General features: G+C 60.7%; 25 protein-coding genes and 1 pseudogene. 11 read left to right on the forward strand and 15 right to left on the reverse strand.

Features of this window, described 5'->3' with window-relative positions; all coding sequences use genetic code 11:
• Positions 1-17 precede the first annotated feature (17 nt).
• The gene (locus AC097P_RS21290) at positions 18-1,622 is read right to left on the reverse strand and encodes a thioredoxin family protein (protein ID WP_479612443.1); all 1,605 of its coding nucleotides are present in this window, start codon (positions 1,620-1,622) and stop codon (positions 18-20) included.
• Positions 1,623-1,743: 121 nt separating this feature from the next.
• Here AC097P_RS21290 and AC097P_RS21295 point away from each other — a divergent pair, with 121 nt between their 5' ends.
• The 3 genes from AC097P_RS21295 (at position 1,744) to AC097P_RS21305 (ending at position 4,393) form a co-directional block, all read left to right on the forward strand.
• Positions 1,744-3,246, forward strand: a complete 1,503-nt coding sequence (locus tag AC097P_RS21295) for a Do family serine endopeptidase (RefSeq protein ID WP_479612444.1) — start codon at positions 1,744-1,746, stop codon at positions 3,244-3,246.
• Positions 3,247-3,428: 182 nt separating this feature from the next.
• Positions 3,429-3,908 carry a VOC family protein gene (locus AC097P_RS21300; RefSeq protein WP_479612445.1) on the forward strand — a complete coding sequence of 160 codons (480 nt, stop codon included), beginning with the start codon at positions 3,429-3,431 and terminating at the stop codon, positions 3,906-3,908.
• 230 nt (positions 3,909-4,138) lie between these two features.
• Positions 4,139-4,393 (forward strand): hypothetical protein, encoded by a 255-nt coding sequence (locus tag AC097P_RS21305; RefSeq protein WP_479612446.1) that lies wholly within the window; start codon positions 4,139-4,141, stop codon positions 4,391-4,393.
• A 12-nt stretch (positions 4,394-4,405) separates the two neighbouring features.
• Here AC097P_RS21305 and AC097P_RS21310 read toward each other — a convergent pair whose 3' ends face one another.
• The 3 genes from AC097P_RS21310 to AC097P_RS21320 are packed head-to-tail and all read right to left on the reverse strand — an operon-like array spanning position 4,406 to position 6,505.
• Entirely contained in the window at positions 4,406-5,518 is a 1,113-nt protein-coding gene (locus AC097P_RS21310; RefSeq protein ID WP_479612447.1) for an extracellular catalytic domain type 1 short-chain-length polyhydroxyalkanoate depolymerase, read from the reverse strand.
• 39 nt (positions 5,519-5,557) lie between these two features.
• Complete coding sequence (locus tag AC097P_RS21315) at positions 5,558-5,983, reverse strand: CopG family transcriptional regulator (protein ID WP_479612448.1); 426 nt, start codon at positions 5,981-5,983, stop codon at positions 5,558-5,560.
• A gap of 42 nt (positions 5,984-6,025) precedes the next feature.
• Complete coding sequence (locus AC097P_RS21320) at positions 6,026-6,505, reverse strand: helix-turn-helix transcriptional regulator (RefSeq protein ID WP_479612449.1); 480 nt, start codon at positions 6,503-6,505, stop codon at positions 6,026-6,028.
• A 372-nt stretch (positions 6,506-6,877) separates the two neighbouring features.
• Here AC097P_RS21320 and AC097P_RS21325 point away from each other — a divergent pair, with 372 nt between their 5' ends.
• Positions 6,878-8,542, forward strand: coding sequence for a zinc metalloprotease HtpX family protein (locus tag AC097P_RS21325; RefSeq protein ID WP_479612450.1), 1,665 nt, complete (start codon positions 6,878-6,880; stop codon positions 8,540-8,542).
• Between the two features lie 154 nt (positions 8,543-8,696).
• Here the strand turns inward: AC097P_RS21325 and AC097P_RS21330 are convergent.
• The 4 genes and pseudogenes from AC097P_RS21330 to AC097P_RS21345 form a co-directional block, all read right to left on the reverse strand.
• Positions 8,697-8,891, reverse strand: a pseudogene (locus AC097P_RS21330) (3-hydroxyisobutyrate dehydrogenase); the annotation flags it as partial.
• Between the two features lie 71 nt (positions 8,892-8,962).
• Complete coding sequence (locus AC097P_RS21335; RefSeq protein WP_479612451.1) at positions 8,963-9,535, reverse strand: 2'-5' RNA ligase family protein; 573 nt, start codon at positions 9,533-9,535, stop codon at positions 8,963-8,965.
• 42 nt (positions 9,536-9,577) lie between these two features.
• Positions 9,578-10,003 carry a VOC family protein gene (locus AC097P_RS21340; RefSeq protein WP_479612452.1) on the reverse strand — a complete coding sequence of 142 codons (426 nt, stop codon included), beginning with the start codon at positions 10,001-10,003 and terminating at the stop codon, positions 9,578-9,580.
• Between the two features lie 92 nt (positions 10,004-10,095).
• The gene (locus AC097P_RS21345; RefSeq protein ID WP_479612453.1) at positions 10,096-11,133 is read right to left on the reverse strand and encodes an acyltransferase family protein; all 1,038 of its coding nucleotides are present in this window, start codon (positions 11,131-11,133) and stop codon (positions 10,096-10,098) included.
• 122 nt (positions 11,134-11,255) lie between these two features.
• Between AC097P_RS21345 and AC097P_RS21350 the strand changes: the two genes are divergently transcribed.
• The gene (locus tag AC097P_RS21350; RefSeq protein WP_479612454.1) at positions 11,256-11,456 is read left to right on the forward strand and encodes a hypothetical protein; all 201 of its coding nucleotides are present in this window, start codon (positions 11,256-11,258) and stop codon (positions 11,454-11,456) included.
• Between the two features lie 94 nt (positions 11,457-11,550).
• Here AC097P_RS21350 and AC097P_RS21355 read toward each other — a convergent pair whose 3' ends face one another.
• The gene (locus tag AC097P_RS21355) at positions 11,551-12,375 is read right to left on the reverse strand and encodes a cysteine hydrolase family protein (protein WP_479612455.1); all 825 of its coding nucleotides are present in this window, start codon (positions 12,373-12,375) and stop codon (positions 11,551-11,553) included.
• Between the two features lie 218 nt (positions 12,376-12,593).
• Between AC097P_RS21355 and AC097P_RS21360 the strand changes: the two genes are divergently transcribed.
• The 4 genes from AC097P_RS21360 (at position 12,594) to AC097P_RS21375 (ending at position 14,244) form a co-directional block, all read left to right on the forward strand.
• A complete protein-coding gene (locus AC097P_RS21360; RefSeq protein WP_479612456.1) occupies positions 12,594-12,728 on the forward strand; it encodes a lmo0937 family membrane protein in 135 nt (44 codons plus the stop codon).
• A gap of 42 nt (positions 12,729-12,770) precedes the next feature.
• Positions 12,771-13,412, forward strand: a complete 642-nt coding sequence (locus tag AC097P_RS21365) for a transcriptional regulator (protein WP_479612457.1) — start codon at positions 12,771-12,773, stop codon at positions 13,410-13,412.
• On the forward strand, positions 13,367-13,702 hold the full coding sequence (locus AC097P_RS21370; RefSeq protein ID WP_479612458.1) for a 2Fe-2S iron-sulfur cluster-binding protein: 336 nt from the start codon (positions 13,367-13,369) through the stop codon (positions 13,700-13,702). Before AC097P_RS21365 ends, AC097P_RS21370 begins: the two co-directional genes overlap by 46 nt.
• Positions 13,703-13,839: 137 nt before the next feature.
• The gene (locus tag AC097P_RS21375; RefSeq protein ID WP_479612459.1) at positions 13,840-14,244 is read left to right on the forward strand and encodes a group II truncated hemoglobin; all 405 of its coding nucleotides are present in this window, start codon (positions 13,840-13,842) and stop codon (positions 14,242-14,244) included.
• Positions 14,245-14,271: 27 nt separating this feature from the next.
• Here the strand turns inward: AC097P_RS21375 and AC097P_RS21380 are convergent, their stop codons facing one another.
• The 4 genes from AC097P_RS21380 to AC097P_RS21395 all read right to left on the reverse strand — a co-directional run bounded on the left by AC097P_RS21380 (position 14,272) and on the right by AC097P_RS21395 (position 17,786).
• Positions 14,272-15,306 carry a cytochrome d ubiquinol oxidase subunit II gene (locus AC097P_RS21380; protein ID WP_479612460.1) on the reverse strand — a complete coding sequence of 345 codons (1,035 nt, stop codon included), beginning with the start codon at positions 15,304-15,306 and terminating at the stop codon, positions 14,272-14,274.
• Positions 15,299-16,684 (reverse strand): cytochrome ubiquinol oxidase subunit I, encoded by a 1,386-nt coding sequence (locus tag AC097P_RS21385; RefSeq protein WP_479612461.1) that lies wholly within the window; start codon positions 16,682-16,684, stop codon positions 15,299-15,301. Before AC097P_RS21385 ends, AC097P_RS21380 begins: the two co-directional genes overlap by 8 nt.
• 9 nt (positions 16,685-16,693) lie before the next feature.
• Positions 16,694-17,356, reverse strand: a complete 663-nt coding sequence (locus AC097P_RS21390) for a GbsR/MarR family transcriptional regulator (RefSeq protein ID WP_479612462.1) — start codon at positions 17,354-17,356, stop codon at positions 16,694-16,696.
• A gap of 130 nt (positions 17,357-17,486) precedes the next feature.
• Positions 17,487-17,786, reverse strand: coding sequence for a DUF2917 domain-containing protein (locus tag AC097P_RS21395; protein WP_479612463.1), 300 nt, complete (start codon positions 17,784-17,786; stop codon positions 17,487-17,489).
• Between the two features lie 145 nt (positions 17,787-17,931).
• Here AC097P_RS21395 and AC097P_RS21400 point away from each other — a divergent pair, with 145 nt between their 5' ends.
• Positions 17,932-19,356: an aminotransferase-like domain-containing protein gene (locus AC097P_RS21400; protein ID WP_479612464.1), complete on the forward strand. Its 1,425-nt coding sequence runs from the start codon at positions 17,932-17,934 to the stop codon at positions 19,354-19,356.
• 5 nt (positions 19,357-19,361) lie between these two features.
• On the opposite strand, the gene AC097P_RS21405 is transcribed toward AC097P_RS21400, so the two are convergent.
• Together AC097P_RS21405 and AC097P_RS21410 are read right to left on the reverse strand one after the other, a co-directional pair.
• Entirely contained in the window at positions 19,362-20,501 is a 1,140-nt protein-coding gene (locus AC097P_RS21405) for a GGDEF domain-containing protein (protein WP_479612465.1), read from the reverse strand.
• Positions 20,502-20,533: 32 nt separating this feature from the next.
• Positions 20,534-22,171 (reverse strand): C13 family peptidase, encoded by a 1,638-nt coding sequence (locus tag AC097P_RS21410; protein WP_479612466.1) that lies wholly within the window; start codon positions 22,169-22,171, stop codon positions 20,534-20,536.
• A gap of 87 nt (positions 22,172-22,258) precedes the next feature.
• Between AC097P_RS21410 and AC097P_RS21415 the strand changes: the two genes are divergently transcribed.
• On the forward strand, positions 22,259-23,080 hold the full coding sequence (locus tag AC097P_RS21415; RefSeq protein WP_479612467.1) for a transporter: 822 nt from the start codon (positions 22,259-22,261) through the stop codon (positions 23,078-23,080).
• Positions 23,081-23,097 lie beyond the last annotated feature (17 nt).

Here is a 23,097-nt window from a genome sequence, read left to right on the forward strand (position 1 = left end):
ATCGTCGGTGCGCTGGCTCAAGCCTTCTTGGCAGGCTTGCCGAACACGCCAGTGCAGGCCTCGCGCGCAGCATCTTTCTCGGGTAGTTTGACGCAGATGGCGTTCAGCTGGGCGCTGAGTTTTTGCACCACTGGCCCGTGCTTGCCGCCGGCATTCCAAGTGTTCAATTGCGCACCCATCTTTTCCAGGCTACGGCGGTTGCGCTCGTAAAAAGTCTCGGGCGCAGCGTCCAGCTCACCAATGACTTGAGACGCAGCTTTTTCGATGCGCGCGCTGTCCTGCGGCGCCATCGTGATCAGCTTTTGCACATAGCCACTGCCCCACTGCAGGCGTGTGGCCGGGCCTTGGGAGCCCTCGTAGGCCTTTTCCGTCCAATCCAGCGATGCGGCCGTGTCGCCGCGCAGCTTGGCGTTCGATGCAAGCACCAGCATGTGGTAGTAGGCCGATACCGCCTTGGGCAGCTCGGCCTTGAGCATGGCATCCGACGCATCGATCAGGCCCACATCGCTAAGCAAATGCGCGGCCGACGGGATCACCGCCTGGCGCTCGTACTTGTCGGTGCTGGTCGTGTCGGCCTTGGTAGCGGCGGCTTGCGCCTGGGCTACCAGCTCGGGGGCAAGTTCTGGCTTGGCACTCTTGGGCTTGTCCAGCAACGCCAGTGCGACCTTGGCCTGCACGGCACCCAGTTGGTCAGCCTTGGACAGGCTGGCGTCTACCGACAGCTTGTCCAGCGCGGGGTTCAGCGCCGCCAACAGCGTGGTGCGCTCGGCACTGCCGGCGGTGGTCAACACGGTCACGATGTCGTTGGCGTAGTTGACGAAGATGTCGCCGTTCTCGCGCATGCGGGGTGTGTCGGCCAGAATCTTGTGGACCTGTGCCAGGGCTTGCGGCTTGTCGAGCGTAGTCGTCTTTTCCTGGGCGGCCATGGCCACTGCGCGTAGCGTCAACCGCGCCGCGGCCTCTTGCTGTTCGGGTGGGCATTTTTGCACGAGCTGGTTGACGGTGGACGCCAAATCCTTCTTGGGCAGCAACTGCGCCTCGTCAATGTCCCATGCGTAATAGGCCAGCAGGCGCCACGCGTCGCTGCCCAATGCAGGCGTTGCGCTGGGGCCGGCCAGGGCTGCGGCCAATGTTTCTTTGATCGGTTGCGTGGCGCTCATGCCCATCTTCAGGATCTGCATGTATTGCACCGCATCCACCTCACCGGGCAGGCGGGTCAGCTCAGTGCCGTCGGGTTTGAACAATATGGTGGTGGGGTAGCCGCGCACCTTGAACTGCGTGCCCAGCTTCTGAGCGCCGGGCGTGTCGCCGTCCAGGTAGACAGGAATGAATCCCTTGCTGCGCTCTACAAAATCCGGCCGGTTGAACACCGTGGCCTTGATCTGGTTGCAGGGTGGGCACCACACGGCGCCCCAATACAAAAACACCGGTTTGTTGTCGGCTTTGGCCTTGGTAAAGATCGCGTCCAGGCTGGCACCGTCGGGCTTGACCCAGTCAATAGTCGCCGCATGCGCTACCGCGGCAGGGGCCGGCTTGCCCGCTGGCACTGCGGCGACTTCCGGCGCCTTTGAGCAGGCGGCCAATACAGCAGGGACGATGGCAAGCAGTGCGAAACGTTTCATGGAGGCAAACCCATATATGAGGAAAACTGGATTTTGCGCCAAGTAGGATGCCCCTCTCGTCTTTACTTGCACTTCACCATCAGTTAACGGGTGCGCAAACTTCTGCACAGATGATGCAGCGATGCAAACCAATCAGCCCCCTACCCTGTCGCTCCCCACCCTGCCCCTCAAAGTTGTGGCGCTGGCGTGGATGCTTGCCACCGCCGGCCTGCCCATCCCCGGTCTGGCGCAGAGCACCTCCGCAGCAGCCCCACCGGCGGCTACAGCCAGCACACTGCCAGACATGACCAGCGTGGCGGCCCGGTTGTCGCCCAGCGTGGTCAACATCAGCGTGCGGGGCGTGCGCAAGGTGTCAACCACAGTACAGGCGATGGGCGCGGATGGCGCCAAGGGCGTCGCCGAGGACCAGGCCATGCGCGACTATTTGCGCCGCTTCCAGCAACGCTTTGGCGAACTGCCGGCAGAGTTGAACATGCCGGTGCGCGGAGAAGGCTCAGGCTTCATCGTGCGGGCAGATGGCGTCATCCTCACCAATGCCCATGTGATCAACGATGCGGATGAGGTCGTCGTCAAACTGACCGATCGCCGCGAGTTTGTAGCCCAAGTACTAGGCACCGACAAGCGCACCGATATCGCCGTGCTGAAAATAGACGCCAGCGATCTGCCCGCAGTGTCCGTGAACACGGCCAAACCCTTGCGCGTCGGCGATTGGGTACTGGCCATTGGCTCGCCTTTTGGACTGGAAAGCACCGTGACCGCCGGCGTGGTCAGCGCCACCCGTCGGTCGCTGCCGGGCGATGGCACCGTGCCTTTCATACAGACCGATGCGGCGGTGAACCCCGGCAACTCTGGCGGGCCGCTGATCAATATGCAGGGCGAGGTGGTCGGCGTCAATTCGCAAATCTTCTCGTTGTCCGGCGGCTACCAGGGCGTGTCTTTCGCGATCCCTATGGACGTAGCCAACCACATCCAACAGCAGATACTGGCCACTGGCAAAGTACGCCACGCCAGGATGGGTGTCGCCGTGCAAGAGGTAGACCAACTGTTGGCCGAATCCTTTGGCCTGCCCCGGCCCACTGGCGCGCTGGTGTCCGACCTGGTCAAGGGCGGCGCTGCAGACAAGGCCGGCATTGCCATTGGGGACGTCGTACTTGCGGCCGACGGCCAGGTAGTGGACCAAGCAGGCGCTTTTTCGGTGCTGGTGGGCATGGCGCAGCCCGGTGACAAACTGAACCTCACTGTGTGGCGGCGCGGCACGCAAATGCCCATGCTGGTGACGATGGACGACGCCGCCGAGAGCATGGCCAAGAAGGTGGCGGACACTTCAACCAGCAGCACAACAGTCCAGCGCCTGGGAGTGGCCCTGCGGCCGCAAAAGCCTGAAGAGCAGCGCAACTCCGGCTCCACCACCGGGCTGTTCATTGACAAGGTCAGCGGCGCCGCAGAACGCGCCGGTGTACAACCCGGCGACCTGCTGCTGGCCATCAACCATGCGCCCGTGCTGTCCGTCGACCAGGCACGGGCTGCGGCTGACCGCGCCGGCCGTTCGGCGGCATTGCTGGTGATGCGCGATGGTGACCGCATCTTCATCCCGCTGAGGCTGGCCGCCGTACCGACAATTTAAACCAGCGCGCGGCGGTCCTTTTCAACTGGCACACCGCTATGCAGCTCGCATTGGCATCTGCGGTAGTGCCCAGCCGCGCCCGCCCACATGCGACCCCACTGCGGAATGCCAGTTGGCCCAGTAGTTCACGTGGCATTCAGCAGTTTGCGAGAATGCACTGATTCACATCCGGGAGAGCCCACATGCACAGCAAAAACACGATTTGCCTTTGGTACAACGGTAACGCACTGGACGCCGCTACGTTCTACGCGGCGACATTCCCCGACAGCGCGGTGAAAGCGGTACACCGCGCCCCCGGCGACTACCCGTCTGGTAAAGAGGGCGATGTGTTGACAGTGGAATTTACCCTGATGGGCATCCCGTGCCTGGGACTGAACGGTGGCCCCGCGTTCAAGCACAGCGAGGCCTTCTCGTTCCAGGTGGCGACCGACACGCAAGACGAGACCGACCGCCTGTGGAACGCCGTCATCAGCAATGGTGGTGAATCCAGCCAATGCGGCTGGTGCAAGGACAAATGGGGACTTTCCTGGCAAATCACGCCGCGCGTGTTGATGGAGGCCATCAGCAACCCGGACCCCGCAACTGCCAAGCGCGCGTTCCAAGCCATGATGGGGATGACGAAGATCGACATTGCGGCCATCGAAGCGGCCGTGCGCGGCTGAGCGCGGGCAGAGGCGAGGTCGTTCAGCGCTACTGGATCCCCTCTTAACCGATCTCCGGGCAAAGCTTATAGTAAATCGGCCGGTAGCCCTCGTAGAATGCGCGTAAGCCGCTATCAAATACGCAGCAGGCAGAGGGAGTCCGACGCTCAGGCCAAGCCATTGTGCGTGAACGCACAGATCAAACCAGAGCCCGCACATACCGTAAATGTTGAACCACGATGGAGACGCCCATGGAAGCACGCCAAAACCAGCGACAACAACAAGACGATGCCTACCAAGGCCGTAGGCAAACAGACATTCAGGTCGCGGTTCTGGCCGCCGCGGTGCGGGCGCTGATCAAGACGCATCCCAACCCATTTCTGCTGCGGTCAGAGTTTGACAGCCTGATTGCAGGGGTGCAGACCCAGCCCCAGGCCTTGCACTCGGACATGGAACACAAGGCGCAGCTGCGGCGGCTGGCGAAAGATCTCTTTGAGGCCAAGTAGCTGAGCCAGTGATCAGTGCGTTTGCCCGTGGTGCTGCGCAAAGAAGAAGCGTAGCATCTCGCGGCTTGCATCCGGCCCTTTGGTATCGGTATAGGAGCCAGCGCTAAGACCGCCAGACCAGGCATGCCCGGACCCGTGCACCAGCCAATGCTCTGCCAAAGGCACGCCGCCGGAACCGGTGTAAACCGAACGTGTGTACCGTCGGCCGTGCTGTGACACCCCTTGCTCCACCGTGCGTGTGCCGGAAACGTTTGCACGCGATGCTGCAATCACTTGCTCTCCATTGCTGGGGTGCACCGTTTGATCCTGGTCACCGTGGAAAACGATGGTAGGTACGGCGTGTTGTGCCGCGGATTTTGTCGCAAGGCCGGCAGGGCCTTTGCCGCCATTTTTCATCAGCATCAATGCCTCGGGCAGGTTGGCGGCTGCGCCGGCGGGCAGACCCGAATGCACGCCAACCGCGGCAAACACTTCCGGATAGGCCCCTGCAACGATGGCTGCCATGGCACCACCGGCCGATAGCCCCGCTATGTAGACGCGGCGGGCGTCAATGCCGTGCGCTTGCGCCAGTTGCTGGACAAGGCTGGCGATCCACGCCGGCTCTCCGCTGCCACGGCGTTGGTGGGTGTGCTTGAACCAGTTCCAGCAACGCTGCGGGTTGGCATCCCCCGATTGCTCGGGGTACACCACCACAACGCCCTGCTCCCGCGCCAGCTCGTTCATGTTTGTACCCGCTGCGAAATCGTCCGGGTTCTGGGTGCAGCCGTGCAGCATCACCACCAAAGCCTTGGCCCCGCCAGCGGACCGCGGTGGCACATAGAGCTTGTAGCGCTTGGTCAGCCCCGCGTGCGCGTGTGAGCCTGTGGTGAACGTACCGGGTTCAGTGTCCCCGCGGTGTGCAGGCTGTGGATCGCGGTAGGGGCTTGTGGACTCGCCCGCTTCAAACACACAACCGTCCAATACCAGGGAGGCATCGTCCTTTCTTTCTGCGGCCGGTTGGGCAAATGGTGTGACAGTCTTGCCCATGCCCAGGGCGCGTTGCAGGGTCTGTGTTGCCTCGTTGAGTCGACCAGCCTGCGTCATGCGGGTGGCGTCACGCATCAGCGTGCGGAGTGTTTCGTTCATGCATTCTTTCGTTGGGTTAGTTGGGACGGCGACAGTGCGTCAAGTGATGCGCCCAGCAAGCGCGGCTTTGATCGCCGGGCTCGCATGCAGGGCGCCCAATACGTGGAGCGAGGCGATGGTGGCCACCGCCAGCTCCGGGGTTACGTCTGCGGCAATGCTGGCCAAGCCCAGCACGCGTATGTGCAGTTGCTCATTGGCCTGCTTGGCAACCGTCAAATCTTCGGCAGTGAAATGCTGCAACCCCAACACCAGCATCTTGCGCGTCACCACCTGCCGCACCGCTTCAGCGTGCGTGCTCAACTGGTTGCGTATGGCGGTGCGGATGAAATCGGTGCGGTTGCTGTAGAACCGTTCGCCCACCAGCAAATCGATCTGCCCCAAGTCGACAAAGCCCAGGTTGATGGTGATTTTTTCGGAATCGGCCAGCTTGGAGGCGGCGGCCAATGAAGTGGGTGTTTGTTGCATGTGGCCATCCTATCACCATCCATGCAGATGGTATTGGGATGGTTATAAAGACCTTTTGCCGCTGGTGGCCAAACCAAGGCGCTTCTTTTCCAACACTGCGATATTCAGATCAGGCCGGTGCGCCGCGCTGACCACGCAGGCCGGCACGCTGTGCAGATCGCCCGCCGCCTCGCGCGCGCGCAGGCGCACCGCGCTAGGCGTCTCGCCGGTAATGTCGCGAAATATGCGCCCAAACGTACCCAGGCTGCGCCACCCGGTCTGGAAAGCGATGTCGGTGATGGCTACATCGCTGTCGCGCAGTAGCGCCACCGCGCGCTCAATGCGGCGCGTCAACAGATAGCGATGCGGCGGCAGGCCAAAAGCCTCTTTGAACGCGCGCGTAAAGTGCGCCTGGGAAACGTGGCTAACATCCGCCAGCCGCTGCACCGGCCAGTTTTCGTGCGAGGCGGCGTCCATGCGGTCCTTCGCGCGGAGCAAGCGCCGCAGTAGCTCGCGGCTTTGGGGGTCTGGGAGATTGCTCATGATCTGCAAGGTAAACAGCGGAGTCTAAAAATGCCCTATTTGTGGGAGGCGAACAGCCTACGCACTTGCAAACAATCCAAAGATGTTTCTAAACCGCCTTCTCACCATTGCCGCCCTGATTTCTGTGGTTGCCTGCGGCGGATGCACCCCGCCCATCAAAGAAGCCAATGCCAAGGAGGCAGAAGCCAGATCACTGGCCTCTGCCACGCCTTGTGCAACAGAGGGAGTCGATTTACAGATAGACCTGTGTAGACCTACCTCCCTTTGGCGGTTGCGTCAGTCGGCTTCGTTGTGATACAACTAGTTACAAGCTTAGAACCAGTTACGGCCGCATATGGAGGCCGATTAGCAGCCCTGCTGTAAGGAAACATCATGCATCCACAACGCTATCGTGCGGTATGGCTAGCTCTGCTGCTATCACTAGTTGTCTTCCCCGCTCACGCTGAGTACTGGCCGCTTCAGGGACTGCTAAACGTATCGTCGCCAACGATTCCCCTCCTTGAGGGTAGTGAAGAAGTTGATCAAGTAAACAGGGAATGGGTTCAGCGAATGAACGACGTATCCGATCGGATGGCGGTGGTTTACGGTATATCAACACCAAAGCTTTTGATTACCAAGCAAAGTGGTCCGAATGCGTTCGTTACGCTAGACAAGGACAACCAACCCGTAATGGTGATGAACACCGACATGCTAAGGCTCGTCGGCGACGACGATGACCTAATGGCGGCTGTGATTGGGCATGAAATTGGTCATCTACATGGGCAGCATCTGACCAACGGTAGGGGAAGGGCCGCGGTGGTGGGATTTCTTGGAGCCTTGGCCGGGCTCATTGTTGACATTAGTCAAGCCAAAAAAGGGGTTGATACGGGCGGCCTAGGGGTCCAGTTGGGAGGGGTTGGCGCTCAACTAGTAAATGCAAAGTTTTCTCGCGACCAAGAGCGGGAAGCGGACGACTCAGGAGTTACGCGAATGGCACGTGCAGGGTTTAACCCGACGGCGGCACCACGACTCTGGGAGCTGATGGAGCGACAAGGTGGAGGAGGTAGCGGCCTATGGATGTCGAGCCACCCCTCAAGTAGTGAGCGTCATGGCACATTAACCGCGTCTGCTCAAGCTCAGCAATCCACCTATCTGGCGGGCATCAGGGAAGCGGGTACAACTGCCTCGCCCGTAGTTGCGTCTACAAGTGGACCGGGCATTTGGACCAACGTAGGAGAAAACGGCTATTCCTATCGCTTGATTGACACTGCGTCCGTTCGGCAGACGGATGCAGGGGTAACGTACTTGGTCGCCTACAAGTATAAAAATGACAACGTCAAAGGATTCCAGCGCACTGCAATTGCCGATTGCTCAAACCGACGTCGCTTTGAGGCTGTTCAGGAGAGTGACTGGGCGACACGCCCTTTCAACGACGTCATCGCGGGCACGCTCAATGCTCAGGAGCTTGAAATAGCTTGTCAGACGGCCTCAAAAAAATTCCAAGCTCCTTCCACAGCTCAGACTGCCAATGTTGAAGATCACAACCGCGACTGGCGCATCGCCGCAGAGACTCCCCAAACTGTGCGGCAAGTGGATGCCAAAACGTTGAAGGTTGCGGGCAATGAGATAACTTATCAAGTCAAATACTCCTACAAGCCAGCAGTCGCCAAACCCATTCAAAGGACCGCGGTGATTGATTGTGTAGAAGGAAAGCGCTTTGACACTACTGAGTCCGACGAGATTGCAAATCGACCATTTGCGGTCGTCAAAGAAAACACCCTGGGTGGTCAGGAACTTGACTTCGTATGCAAACTTGCTGGCGTCAGGCGGCAGACCTCTGCGATAGTGGCAAGCTCCACTCAGCCAGCTCAAGCAACTGAACGCATAGTTGTTCCTATTGCTTCTTTGCAGCCGAATTCGTCAACAACAGCAACTCCAGACATTGGTACCGGCAGCACCGCAAGAAAGCTGCGCGAGCTGAACGGCCTCAAAAAAGAGGGTTTGATCACGCAACAGGAATACTTGGAAAAAAGGAAGGCCCTGCTCTCCGCGATGTAGCGTTGTGACTTTGAATCGCCCCGGATTTTGAGGAGGCTCCAACCTTTGAGAAGATGGAGTCATGAGCAAGAAATCGAATCGTTTTTCCCCCGAAGTACGCGAACGCGCTGTACGCATGGTGCAGGATCACCGTGGCGAGTAGCGGCCTGCACAACAGTCGTGTTCTCCTGCGCCAGGCCCAAGTCCTTCGACATCAGGTCCGTACCAAAGCCACCCGCATAGCCCTTGGACGCAGGCGCGGTCTCCTTCAAACCCGGAACGGGGTTGTACTTCTCTAGCGTCCAGTTGCCGCTGGAGCTGCAGCGCATGATTTCGGACAAAACCCTGGGTCCACGCCGTTGCCAGTGCCAATGCCAGTGCCAGTGCCAGTGCCAATGCCAGTGCCAGGGCCAGCTTCGGATGTGCCCTGAATCCCACCCCTCACCACAAATCCGCTTGACTCTCCAACCCGCCCGGCGCAGCGCGTAGCGGCCATCGGGCAACCGTGCGGTAGTGGTAATAAGGCTCCGTGCAGGTTTCAACCAGCAACAGTTCGTCAACGCGCCATGGCACGGGGCGTATCTTTATAGGCGCGAGTGGGCCGGGCGCGCGGTAGCTGACGGTGACGTGCGGCGTGTTTCGCACCATGGGGCCCATGCCCTCTTGCAGCACGGACTCACGGATTGCGGTCAGCAGTGCGTCGAACCCTGGGGGTCTGCCCGTCGGATGGAGGGTCCAAAGGATCTTGGGGTCCCCGGGGTCGCCCCGGCTTGCGACCCTGTTCAGCACCTCGGTGAAAGCCGCGGCATCAACCCGTGCGCCAGCTCTGATCATGCAGTCACGGTTCATGACGCTGAAGGCAACCCTTTCAGATAGCGACTGATGCCAATTCAATGGAGAGAAGATGCGGTCCCCAAGTTGTCGGACCAGGCCCTTTTCGGCGATAGCTTGCAACAGGTCTGCGCGCACCGGGTCTGCCGGTTGGGCCATGTACATCAGCGCGTGCAGAGGCATGGTGCTTTTGGGACGGTTATGCCTAGTCGATAGGCCCGCAGATCAAACAGGGCTCTTGGCAGCCCCGCCGCTGATCATCCATGGGGCGCCAAAGCGGTCCTCCAGCATGCCAAACGCTTCGGACCAAAAGGTATCTGCCAGCGGCATGACCACCTTGCCGCCCACGCCCAGTTTGTCAAATGCCTGCTTGGCCTCGTCCGCCGTAGGGTAGTTCAGCGACAGCGAAAAGCCCTTCATACCCTCATAGGGCTGGCCGGCCATGGAGTCGGACGCCATCAACCGCATCTGCCCAATGCGCAGGCTGGCGTGCAGGATACGGTCCTCATTGCCCTCTGGTACCTGGTCCTTGATAGGAGACTGGCCCTGCGTCATCATCATTTCGATCTCGCCGCCCAGCGTCTGCTGGTAGAAGTGCATGGCGTCGGCGCAGGTGCCGTCGAAGAATACATAGCTGTCGAGCTGGAACATGGTTTTTGCCTTTCAGCATGAAAACGTTCACCCTAAAGGTGCCCGCCCCCTGTGTCTGTACGCCTGCACGCATACCTGCAGCGCCCTGCTCTTCAGGCCGGTATCCGAATGGCGGACAACGGCCGCTCTACAAAGCGTTCGAACAGCATGGACAACACAACGCACACCAGCCAGGCCGTTGCGGTGAACCAGATCGCTGATGATCCCTGGGCCTTCCATCCAGCCTGCACCCACACCACATTGGCCAGTAGCACGATGGAGAAGTGCGTGAGGAATAGCGAGTAAGAGCTTCGGCTCAATACACGCAGCAGTCGCAACGCAAGGGGCCGAAGCGTAGGCGTGTGGTGCGGCTCGTGGCCAAGGTGCCAGCGTGCCACGCCCAGGCCCAACGCCAGGAACAAGGCCAGCGCAATGCGCAACCGGAAATCCCACAACAGAGCCGCAGTGCCAGCCATTGCAAGCATTGCCAGCAGCTTGCCCGCGTGGCGCGAGTGACCCGCCCACCACGCAAACGCGCCCATGCCGTAGGAGCCAAAAAAGTACAGTGCCCACACGTCGCCCGTCTGGTGCAGGTTGAAGAAGAAGAGCGAGCCCAGCATGGCCAGCGCCACCAGCCATTTGGCCGCCCGCCCGCCTATCCAAAGCAGGAGCGCCATTACAGCGAAGAGCTGAAAATCAATGGCCACATACCAGACGCCGGATGACAGCGACGCATAACCCAGAATGTCAAACAGCAACGCAAAGTGCGCCAGCAGCGCAATGAGGCTGGGCGCAGCGGGAATGAAGTCGGCCTGCAGCCAATGCCGGGCCAAGGCGCTGGCCGCGGTAACCAGCAGCAAGGCCACACCAAACGGCAACACCAGGCGCACATAGCGCTGCGCGACCCCGCGCCAGGGCTGATTGCGCTGAAAGTACCCGTGTGGTGCCAATGTGCCGGCTGCCAGGTAGCCGCCTATCACCAGGAACACCTGCACCGCCATGCGTGCGTATTCGAAAAACCAGTCGGTCAGCGTGGGCGCGGCCAGCTCCAGCGCATCGGCCAAAGGGCCGTAGACCGTGAAATGGTGCAGAACGATGAGGTGTGATGCCAGCACTTTGGCGGCATCGATGTGGGTTTGGCGGCGTGACATGGTTTCCGAGAGCGGCGTCGTCCATGAATCCGTGGGCCGCAGTATAGACCCCGTACCAGCGGCAGCCGTATCCCGTTTGCGTAACAATCCGCAACTCTTCGCAATCTGACGAGGGCCTGTACATGAAAGTCCTCGCAATCTCGGGCAGCCTGCGTGCTGCATCCATCAATTCTCTGCGCTGCTGCGCACGGCTGCGCGCCTGGCGCCGCCCGGGATTGAAGTCACGCTGTGCCATAGCCCACGGCATCCGCGAAGCGCTGGCCGCGCTGTATGCCGAGATCGTGTTGCAGCAGGCAGAGGGCGGGCCGTCGTTTCCGGTCTGAGCCAGCTGGATAGTGATCAATCGGCCGCTAGCCCACGTATAGAGCGCGTAAGCAGCTATGAAAGTGATAGCGACAAAACGCAGAATGTTTTTGGCTAACCCAGCCCCACAGCCAAGTCATCACTGGGCAACACCTCCGCGCCCCACCCGATAGCCCGCTGCACAAACACATCGGCCAGCCCCTCGAAGCCCGAGACCGGGCTCATGCAGTCGCTGAGTAGCACAACGCGCGGCCGCGGGCCGGCTTGCTGGTCCAGGTGGCGGGTCAGCTGGTCGAAGCTGGCGGCCACGCAGTGGCTGGAGGCCTCGCCGGCGATCAGCAGCAGATCCACGCCCTGGCTCACCGCTTGGGCCAGCGCGGTGTTGAACAGCGTGGACGGCACGGCGGCGTCCGGGGCGTCGGCTTCGAACACGCCGAAGTGCTCGGTCAGCGGGTATTCGCCTTTGAGCACTTTGCGCACCGGCGTTTGCCGGGCCATTTCCCAGGCCTGCAGTTGTTCGGCCACAGCGCTGTGGATGTTGTGGCCCCAGGTGCCGGTGACGCAGTGTACGGGCCACACCACCAGCCCTGGCCTGCCGCGCTGGGCCAGTAGCTGCAGCATGGTCACCACCTTGGGCGCGTGTTCTGCGCTGCGGGGTCGGTAGGTACCGGCCTCCACATCGGCCTCGGTGATGAAGGTAAACGGCGGCACCGCATCGCCGTTGGCGTCTTGCCAGAAGGTGGTGCGCTCCACGGCCACGCTGGCGTGCGAGTCCAGCGTGACGGTGATGGCGTCCAGCCGGGTCAGGTGCGCCCGGATGAAGGCTGCCAGGCGCAGCATGTCCTGGTTGGCACCGGTTACCGGCAGTGCGGCGTTGGCGATATCGCAGAAGTCGTTCTGCGGGTCAATGATGAGTAGATGGGTAATGATCGAGGGCATGGTCTGCGCAATTTACACCAGCCTGGGATTGCACCGAGCATGGGTGCATCGCACGGGCCAACGCTGTGTCTGGCAGAGCGCCCCCAACCTGGGGTTATTGGACAGGCGTTCGACTATCTACCTACCTACCCAGCCTAGGGTGCGGTGGCGCACTGACCAGACTGCCAGACGGGGGAACAATGGAGTTTCGCTAATCCACTACCAAAGAGGTATTTGTCATGTTGTACACCGTCGCTATCATTCTCGTCATTTTGTGGTTGCTGGGCGTCGTAACGTCGTTCACTCTGGGCGGGTTCATTCACATATTGCTCGTCGTAGCCGTGATTTCCGTGTTGCTGCGCATCATTGGTTAGACCAGCTCGGTGATACCCCGTATGGGTAAAGTTCCCTCCCCCATGGGTATACGACAGCAGACGCCGCCAACGGCATGCGCCAGCGTGGCTGACACCTTGTTTCCCAAGGTGCGTCAGCGTGTGCTAGCCGTGCTGTTTGATGCGCCACACCGAAGTTTTTACATGGGGGAAGTGATCGCGTTGGCGCACTCTGGCACTGGAGCCGTTCAGCGCGAACTGGCCGACATGAGTGCCGCAGGGATTCTCAGTGTGCAAAAGAAGGGCAAGCAAAAGCACTACCAAGCCAACACACAGTCGCCAGTGTTTGAGGCACTGCGCATGCTGGTGGTAAGAACGATCGGTGTGCGCAACGTGTTGAGGACAGCCCTGGAGCCAGTGTCGCAACACATCAGTGCCGCCTTTGTTCACAATGAGCCGCCTGCATCTGCCGGCACCACAGCTTCTGCGGTGGTAGTGGTATTGTTTGGTGCTGCACTCGGCACGGAGTCAAACGCTGCAGCAGTGACGCATGCCATGCAAAATGCGTCCAATATCATGGCTCGCCAGCTCAAATTCTCATTGCACACCCCCAGGTCGCTTGCTGCTGCCGTAGCGGAAAATCCTTCATTCCGGACACGGTTGCTGCAGCCATCGAAGACATGGTTAGTGGGGAACGAAGACCGGCTCTTCGGCCCCGCTACGTGACGCAACCGCTACAACCCCACATTTTTACTGCACGCACCGATCCAGACGACCTCCAAGTTGATGCCGCAGAAAACGAGGTTTTGCTGCTTTCCCTGGAGATGGGGGGCGTCAACTGGCCCAGCTCGTGCCGCAACGGCACATGCCGCACCTGCGTAGGGCGGCTGGTTAGCGGGCAGGTGCGCTATGCACTGGAATGGCCAGGCCTGAGTAGCGAAGAGCATGCCGAAGGGTATGTTCTGCCCTGTGTTGCTTTTCCATGTTCAAACGTAGTGCTGCGCCAAGGCTACTGAATAGATTCACAATAGCACTTGCCTGCACTGTCCCGGCATCCGTGCGAAACGGGTCGTGCAGGATCCGACTAAAATTCCACTATCTTTTTTAGAGCGGCTCACGCTTGCCCGACGAGGCCTGGCGGCTCATTTGGCTTATGGATATTGACAACAAACCTCCGTTTGACACGCCATTCGAATGGATAGGCGGCGAATCCAAGGTAAAGGCACTTACCGAGCGTTTCTACGATCTGATGGATCTGGAGTCAGCTTATGCGGCACTGCGCGCCGCGCACGGGTCTGACCTGGGTGGGGCCCGTGAGAGGTTGTATTGGTTCTTGTGCGGCTGGTTGGGCGGCCCCCAGCACTACACCGATCGCTTTGGCCACCCCCGGCTGCGCATGCGCCATATGCCGTTCAAAATCGGAGAACAAGAGCGCGACCAGTGGCTGGCCTGCATGGCCCAGGCCATGGAAGATACAGGCGTGTCGCAGGAACTGGCTGAGCAACTGAAGGCGTCGTTTTTCAAGACGGCTGACTGGATGCGCAATACCGAGGGGTGATCGAGGCTCCGAGAGGGCCGATGCCCTTCAATATTTGAGCGCCGACGCCTTACCCCAGAACACCCGGTACGCAAACACCGTGTACAGAATGATGACTGGCAGCACCACAGCCACGCCGTAGAAGATCACCATCAGCGACTCCGGCGCGCTAGCGGCTTGCCAGATGGTCAGACGGTCCTCCACCAGCCACGGAAACAGGCTATAGCCGAGGCCGTAGAAGGCCAGCAAGAAGACCCCTACCGTCGACGCAAATGGCACACCGATACCGTATTCATTGCCCTGCGCCAAACGCACCGGCAGACGCTTGACGCTGCGCGCAATCACGCCCAGCAGCATGGCGGTGACCAACGGAATGGGGAACAGCAGCACGATATTCGGGAACGCAAACCACTTGCCAAAGATACGCTGGCTTACCAGAGGCGTAACAGCCGAGATCGCCACGACGCCCGCGGCGGTGAGCCACAGGCTGCCCTGGGCCCAGCGCACCGCCTTCAGTTGCAAGGCGCCTTCAGTCTTCATGATCAGCCAGCCCGCACCCAGCAGGCAGTAGGCGGCTACCAGGCACAGGCCGATCAGCGCGCAGAAAACATAGGTCCAAGCATCGGTGCGAAAGCCCGTGATCAGCCCGCCCAACATGAAACCCTGCGCCCAGCTGGCCAGCAGGGAGCCCACGTAAAAGGCCGTGTCCCACAGCGGCTTGTGGTGGTCACGCGCCTTGACGCGGAAGTCAAAGGCCACGCCACGCAGCGTCAGGCCGAACAGCATCAGCGCCACGGGCAGGTACAGCGCACCGAGGATGGCACCGTGCGCTGCCGGGAACGCCACCAACAGCACGCCCACGCCCAGCACCAGCCAGGTCTCGTTCGCATCCCAAAATGGGCCGATGCTGGCGATCATGGCGTCCTTCTGCTCGCGGTCGTCGGCACGGCGCAGCAGCACGCCGACGCCCAGGTCGTAGCCATCCATGATCACGTAGGCCAGCATGGCCAGCGCCATCACCGCGGCAAAGAACAGGGGCAGCCAGCCTTGGGGTTGGCTCAGGTCGGGGATTACATCAAGCATCATTCAGGCCTCCAGCCCGCGCGGGAAGCGCGTAAGCCGCTACAGAATCAGGAGCAACCAGTGGCTCGAAGCTCTTCTTGGCTGCGCTGGTGGCCAGATAGAACACCACCGACACATACGCCACCAACAAGAACGCATACAGCACCAGGTACATGGCCAGCGTGGCCGCGATATGGGGCGATGGCACGGCGGATGCTGCATCTTTGGCCAACAGCACGCCTTGCACCAGCCACGGCTGGCGTCCGATCTCGGTCACATACCATCCCGCAACCAACGCCACCCAGCCGGCAAATGTCATGAGCACCAGCCCGCGCAGCAGCCACACCGGGGGCGAGCGCCCTGCCCGCGTCTGCCACGTACCAAACCAGCTGACGGCCAGCATCAGCATCCCCACGCCCACCATGACGCGGAAGGCGATGAACAGCGGCAGCACGGGCGGGTGCTTGTCTCCAAAGGCGTCAATGCCCTTGATCTCGCCGTCCCACCCATGGGTCAGGTACAGCGACGCCAGTTTGGGGATGCCTATCTCGTAGCGGTTGCTTTGGGTGGCCGCATCGGGCCAAGCAAACAGCACGGCGGGCGCGCCACTCTGCGTCTTCCAAATGCCTTCCATGGCTGCGATTTTTGCGGGCTGGTGGTGCAGGGTGTTCAGACCGTGCTGGTCACCGACGCCAATCTGCAAGGGGATCAACACCGCTGCCAACACCAGGCCGGTGCGCAGGCTGGCGCGCACCTCGGCGCCCTTGTCGCCCTTGAGCCAGCGGAATGCGCTGATGCCCGCCAGCAGAAAGGACACGGTAAGGCCTGAGGCCAGCAGCATGTGCGTCAACCGGTACGGGAAGGATGGGTTGAAGATGACCTGCAGCCAGCTCGTCACATGGGCCTTGCCGTCAATCATCTCGAAGCCGGCGGGTGTGTGCATCCACGAATTGAGCGCGATGATCCAGAACGCCGACAGCGTGGTGCCGCCGGCCACCAGCAGTGTGGCCGTGGTGTGCACGCGTTCGCTGACCCGGCCGCGACCAAAGAGCATGATGCCCAGCATAGTCGCCTCCAGGAAGAAGGCTGTCAGCACCTCATAGGCCAACAGTGGCCCGGCCACGTTGCCAACCGTGTTCATGAAGCCCGGCCAGTTGGTGCCGAACTGGAAGCTCATCGTGATGCCGCTGACCACACCCAATGCAAACGTCAGCGCGAAGATCTTGACCCAGAACTGGTAGGCGTCCATCCAGTGCTGCTGACCGGTGCGGGCAAAGCGCAGCTTGAAGAACAGCAGCACCCACCCCATCGAGATGCTGATGGTCGGGAACAGGATGTGAAAGGTGATGTTGGCGGCAAACTGCATGCGCGCCAGGATGAGGGGGTCGAGGTGGTCCATGGCTCTTAGTCAGTTGGCGTTGCGGGGGTCTTCGGGCGTTGTGACGGGGGGCGGTAGCGCATCAGCAGGGGTGTCGTGCAGCAGGTCTCGCGTTGCGGCGTCGGCTGTTGGTGTGGATGTGGACATGCCAAACACTTGCTTGACCTTGTCTTTGACCTCCAGTAGTTTTTGCACGCGGGCGCCCATCTTCATCAGGCTGGCCAGCGTGGCGGAGTCCATTTTCTGCACCTCGTCCATCCAGTCCGTCATCAACTCGATGAAGGAATGCATCTGGCGCATGCGCTCCTGGGCCACACGCTCGTCCTCGCCACTGGGCTTTTCCATCAGAGCGTCGCGCAGCATGGACAGGGTCGGGTCAATCTCGCGCTTGCGCCGCTCCGTGGCCAGCGTGCGGAAGATCAGCCACACATCTTGTGGCGACTGGAAGTATTCGCGCCTGTCGTTCGGCAGGTGGATCAGTCGGACCAGGTTCCACGACTGCAATTCTTTCAGCCCCATGCTGACGTTGGAACGCGAAAAATTCAACGTGTCGGCGATCTCGTCGGCGTTGATGGGCTTGGCCGAAACGTACAGCAGTGCGTAGATCTGCCCCACGGTACGGTTGATGCCCCAACGGCTACCCATCTCGCCGAAATGCAGCACGAAAGACTGGGTCAGGGGTGGCAGGTTCATGGGCGGCGTTGGTTGCGGTTTTTCTTGAATTTTCAGTATTTTCTGAAATTACAAGAATAATTGCAACACAGGCGACCTATTCCCGATCAGCGACCGGGGGGATTTGGCGCCGGCCCCGCCGCGCTCTGCCCTATGCAGCGACGGGCAGAGGCGCCCGTTCCTTGGATCGTTCCGGCGTGGAGATGTCAACCGGTGTCACCGGTCCGTTCACAGCGAATGCCGCGGTGGAATCGGCGCTGATCCAAGCCTTGGCTGCCAGCGGCACGGTCCAACGCGCAGGGGCTACAAGCCACACATCACGGCTATGACCATCCAGCGTCAACCAGATGCTGCCCCGTGTGGCTCGAACCACATCGCCCGCGGCCAGATGCAACGCAAGGCCTTGTTGTGGTATGTCCAGTTGGAAGTGTTGCAGTGGTCTGTTGTGCATGGTGGGCTCCTGGAGGTGACGGGACAACAATAAGCGCTTGCCTATTGATGCTGTCAGTGTAAAATTTGTACCAATACAGTACCCGTACAGTTATGCAGATAGTTAGCCAAACTGGCCTGGTATTAACGCCAATACAGATGCCTTAATGCAGTACACCGAATCCAGCGCTTTTGGCGCAACCACCACCTTGTCGGAACAGATCGTGCAGTGGGCCACGCACCGCATCCAGGAGCAGGTTTTCAGACCTGGCATGCGCATGCCTTCGGTACGGCAGCTGGCGTTGGACCGGGGTGTGTCGCGCTTCACCGTGGTGGAGGCATATGACCGGCTGGTGGCGCGCGGCTATTTGCAGGCGCGCCAGGGCTCGGGTTTCTTTGTACGCGAGCGCGCCACCACCAAACCCGTGCGCCGCGCCAAGGTAGCCGCCCCGCCAGCGCGCCCCATCGACATGGGCTGGCTGGTGCGCAATATGCAAAGCGGCATTGCGGCTGACATGTCGCCCGGCTTTGGCTACCTGCCGCCCGAGCTATGCGGCGGTGACCTGTTGCGTGCTGGGCTGCGTTCGGTGTCCACCACCGCGGGGCTACAGCTTTCGCATACGGCGCTGGCGCATGGTTATGCACCGCTGCGCGAGCAGATCACGCGCAAGCTGGAAGAGATGGAAATCTACAGTACCTCGGCGCAGATCCTGACCACGTCTGGCTCGACGCAGGCGATTGACCTGGTGGTGCGGCATTTTTTGCAGTCTGGCGACACGGTCATCGTCGGTGACCCGGCGTGGTCTGCCCAACTGGCGTCGCTGGCCATGGTGGGCGTCAACGTGGTCGGCATGCCCTACACGCCGGCCGGGCCCGACGTGAAAGCGCTGGCCGAGCTGGCCGCCACGCATAGACCGAAGATGCTGCTGATCAACACGCCGCTGCACAACCCCACCGGCACACTGCTGACAGCGGCCGCGGCCTACCAGATTCTGCGGATTGCCGAGGCGCATGACATCGTGGTGGTGGAGGACGATATCTACGCCGACTTTTTGCCCAGCGGCGTGCAGTGCGCGCGCCTGGCCAGCCTGGACCAGCTCAAACGTGTGGTCTATGTGGGCAGCTTCTCCAAAACGCTGGTGCCGGGGATACGGGTCGGCTACCTAGCCGCCAGTGCGGAGCTGGTGGAGGCATTGGCCAGGCTGAAGCTGCTGACATCTTTTGCGACACCCGAGATCAATGAACGCATCGTCTACCAGACGTTGACGCAGGGCAGCTACCGCAAGCACTGCCAGCGCATGCAGGGCGCGCTGGAGAGCCTGCGCGAGCCGGCTTTCAAACGGTTTGAGGCTATGGGGCTCAGGGTGTTTTGTCGACCATTGGCGGGGTTTTTAAGCTGGTTTGACACAGGCGTAGATACAGCCAGCTTGGCGGCCATAGCACTGGAGGCCGGTTATCTGTTGGCGCCCGGTGCCATCTTTTCGCCGCAGCAAACACCCAGCACCTGGATGCGTATAAATATCGCCACCAGCCAAAACCCAGCCATGCTGAAGTGGATGGCCAAAACCCTGGACCAATTGCGCAGCGCGTAAGTCGGCTACTCCGCGGTCTCGACGCGGTTACGCCCCTTGGTCTTGGCGCGGTATACGGCCGCATCGGCCCGGGCAATCAGGCTGTCCACGGTGTCGTTACCTTGCGAATTGGTGGCCACCCCGATGCTGATGGTGCAACCGCCGGCGGCATCTGGGGTGGTGCAGGCGATGCGAATACGTTCGGCCACGGCCAGCGCCTCAGACAGCGATGTCTCAGGCAGCAGCACAATGAACTCTTCCCCGCCAAAGCGGCCCAACTGATCGGGCCGGCGCAGCAGAACATTGACCCTGCGCACAAATTCCACCAGCACGCGGTCGCCGCGCTGGTGGCCGTGCGTGTCGTTGACAACCTTGAAGTGGTCCAGGTCCATGATCAACAGTGCCATGCTATGACCTTGCCGCTGGCTGCGCTCCAACTCCATGCTGCAAACTTCGTTCATATGGCGGCGCGTCAGCGCATTGGTCAGCGAATCATGGCTTGCCAGGTACGCCATTTCGGTGTGCATGCGCTCGGCTGCCATCAGCACCACGCTTACGGACAATAGCAGGGTGAAGACCGACAGCGCGCTTAAGTACAGCATGTGGTGGGGCGAGTTGTCGTAGATATCTATTCCTACCGGCCAGATCAGGGTGGTGATCACGCGCATGCCGACAATGGCACCCATAGTGAGCAACACACCCATAGCGAGCATCTTGGCGAACGAATCAAGGCTCTGCTTGCGCAATAGATTAACGAAGGCGACGAACAGGCATAAAGCCAAAGCACCCGACACCCGCAGGCGTGCGGCGAAGTTGGGCTCGCCAACGGTAAACCACATCTGCACAGCCAACGTGCAGCCAAGCAAAACTACCCAGGGCCAGATGCGTGGTGTCTGGCCAAAGAAGCGCTGGGCGCCTACATAGCCGAGGAAGAGCCCGGTAGGGAAGAGTAGCCGCGGTAACGTAATGGACAAAAAGTTTGGCAATGTGCCCAGACCAAACGCCAGTGTGCTGCCCGCAGTTACCAACAACAGCGCCACACCCCACTCACCCAGCCCCTTGATGCTCGGCGGGTAGCTGCGTTGCAGCGAGAACATGATCAGGGCCATGAAGCTGCTCATGACACCTGCCAACAAGACGACCGTGCGTGGATCTATCTGCGGCATGGGCGGGTGGAGCGTCCTGTCATGGTGGGCAATTATTGCATCTGGCTTCGCCAGCGCCGCAGGTACTCTTCAATTTTTGGGCTGCTGGATATCTGTGGTTCGGAATGTTCGTTCTCCTCTGTCTTGCTGACAGCCTTGAAATCACCATCCTCCCATTGCTGCACCAGGACTTTGGCGTTGTGAAACGCATCCGCGAACGACGTGCCGCGGGTCAGAGACTCCTTGAAGAAGGCCCTCCCAAAATAGGTAAAGTCGTTCTCGTCGGCACACCCGAAAGAGCGCCGGTCCGGTCGCGAGGCCGTGATCACCAGCGTGTACTCATCCTGAAGCGGGGCGATGAAGCCGCCCGAATAGCACGCCGACACCACCACAACTTTCCACTGAACGCCCGATGCCTTCAACACTGCGCCCAGTTCCGTGGCGCGCAGGTTACGCAGGTTCATGCCGTCCTGGTCCAGCGTCAACTGGTGGTCGGCAGAGCCATGGCTGGTCAGGTACACAAACAATATGTCCTTGTCCTTATCCATACGGGCAGCTATGCCTTGAATGCTCTCGCGGATGCTGGTCAGCGTGGCCATTGGGTGCTGCGCCACCGTGTTGCGACTGTTGACCAGCACCACGGAGCGCCCCTGCGTGCGGAAGTCTCGGTCAAACTGCTGGCGCACAAAGTCAACCTCGCGGCGAAAGACCTCCTGGCTACCGTCGCCCGCCACAGCCAGCAAGTACATGTTGATGGCATTCGGGTCTCGGGGCGTAATAGCAGCCAATGCCCCGTCCAACAGGCCACGCTGGTTGTAAAGTGCCGTCTCGACATTGGACAACATCTTTTGAGCAGCATCCTTGTCGACTAGCGTCCCGTAGCGCCAAACTCCGTTCTTCTGTGTCGTGCCATCCTTTTGTGGTTTGGCATAGGCGTAGGTGCCCTCCCCGTGGAACAGTCCCTCGGCAAACATACCGTTGTATTCGTCGCCATTGGCCAGCTTGAGGACTCCTTGGCCTTCATATACCCAATTCTTGAATTCGCCGACGAACCGCACCCCGTCCTTACCTAGCATGCGGCCGGGGCCGGTCAAAGCGCCATCCACAAAATTGCCCTCGTAGACATTGCTGTTTGCATCGGTGTAGGTTCCGGGGCCATGGGGACGCCACTTGGCGAATTGGCCTTTGTGCACAACACCATCCACGCGCGTAAAAACGCCGAAGCCGGTGAAGCTGTTCTTGTCGAACTGCCCTTCGTAAACATGTCGGTCGGGCGTCGTGTACTCGCCTTGGCCCTGAAACTGACCATCGGTGAATTCGCCGTTGTATCGACGGCCGTCACGGTACTGGATCTCGCCGCGCCCCGCGTAGCGACCGGCCTTGAATTCCCCCTCGTACTCTTCCGCGGGTCCGATCAGCTTGCCCTTGCCTTCGAAGACGCCTTTGGCAAAGCCGCCTTCATAGCGCATGCCGCTGTCCCATTCCACGCGGCCCGGGCCCTGGCGCAGGCCTTCTACCAAAGTGCCGTAGTAGCGGCCGCCGTCGGGGGTTACCGCGTCGGGCCTTGCCGTGGCCTGTGCATACACAGTCAGTGGGCTGAGCACCGAGAGACACAAGACCGCGGCCAGCAGTGCAAGGGCCAACGGCGAACACTTCAGAAGAATTGCAGCGGGCTGTGTGTTGAATGTCATGGGTTGTGCGTATGGGGAATAAAGTATCGTACCGCGTGCAGTGCCAGCGTTGACGCGCTCCCCGCAGCGCCGTACCATGCAAAAGCAATGACAACACCATCCAAATATCTTCCCGCTCTCACCCGCTATGCCTGCCTGTGCGCCGTAGCTCTGGCACTGCCCCTGGCAGCCCACGCGGCCGGTGGCGATGACGACAACGACGCAGCGCCGAGTGCGACCCCTTTTCGCCCCACCGTCACCAGCGGCGCCAGCATTTCGGCACCCGGCTGGCTGGAGTTGGAGTTTGGCGGGCAACGCCTGGGCGGCAACGGTTTCGATGCCCGCAACAGTTGGCCCTACTTGCTGAAATATTCGCTGAACGACCGGTTTGCGCTGTTGCTCGGTGGTGATAGCTACGTGGCCACAACACCCGCGCAGTCTGCACTGATGGATGGCCGTGGCGACACGACGGTAACGTTGAAATACAAGGTCGCCGGTGCACCCGAAGGCCTGAGCTACGGGCTGGAGGCCACAGCCAAATTCCCCACAGCCGCCGTTGGCCTGGGCAGCGGCGAGCGTGACTACAGCCTCAAAGGCATCTATGGTTTTGACATGTCCAACGGATTCCACATGGACACCAACCTGATGGCCACCCGCTTGGGCAGCGTGGGCGCCGACCAGGGCCTGTACCAGTGGACGTGGGCGGCCGCGATTTCACGCCAGGTCGGAGAAGCGTGGACTTTGGCGGGAGATTTGTCAGGCACCAGCCAGAGCGGCGCACCGTCCACGGCACAGTTTCTCGCCGCGGCCAGCTACGCGGTGAATAAGCGCCTCGTGGTGGACGCGGGTGTTGCCACCGGCCTGAACAAGGACACACCGCAGTTCACAGCGTTTGCGGGCTTGACCGTATTGCTGGGCAAGATCCACTGACCCGGCCATACAGACCG

This window comes from Rhodoferax sp. ZS1R8, assembly GCF_056521325.1.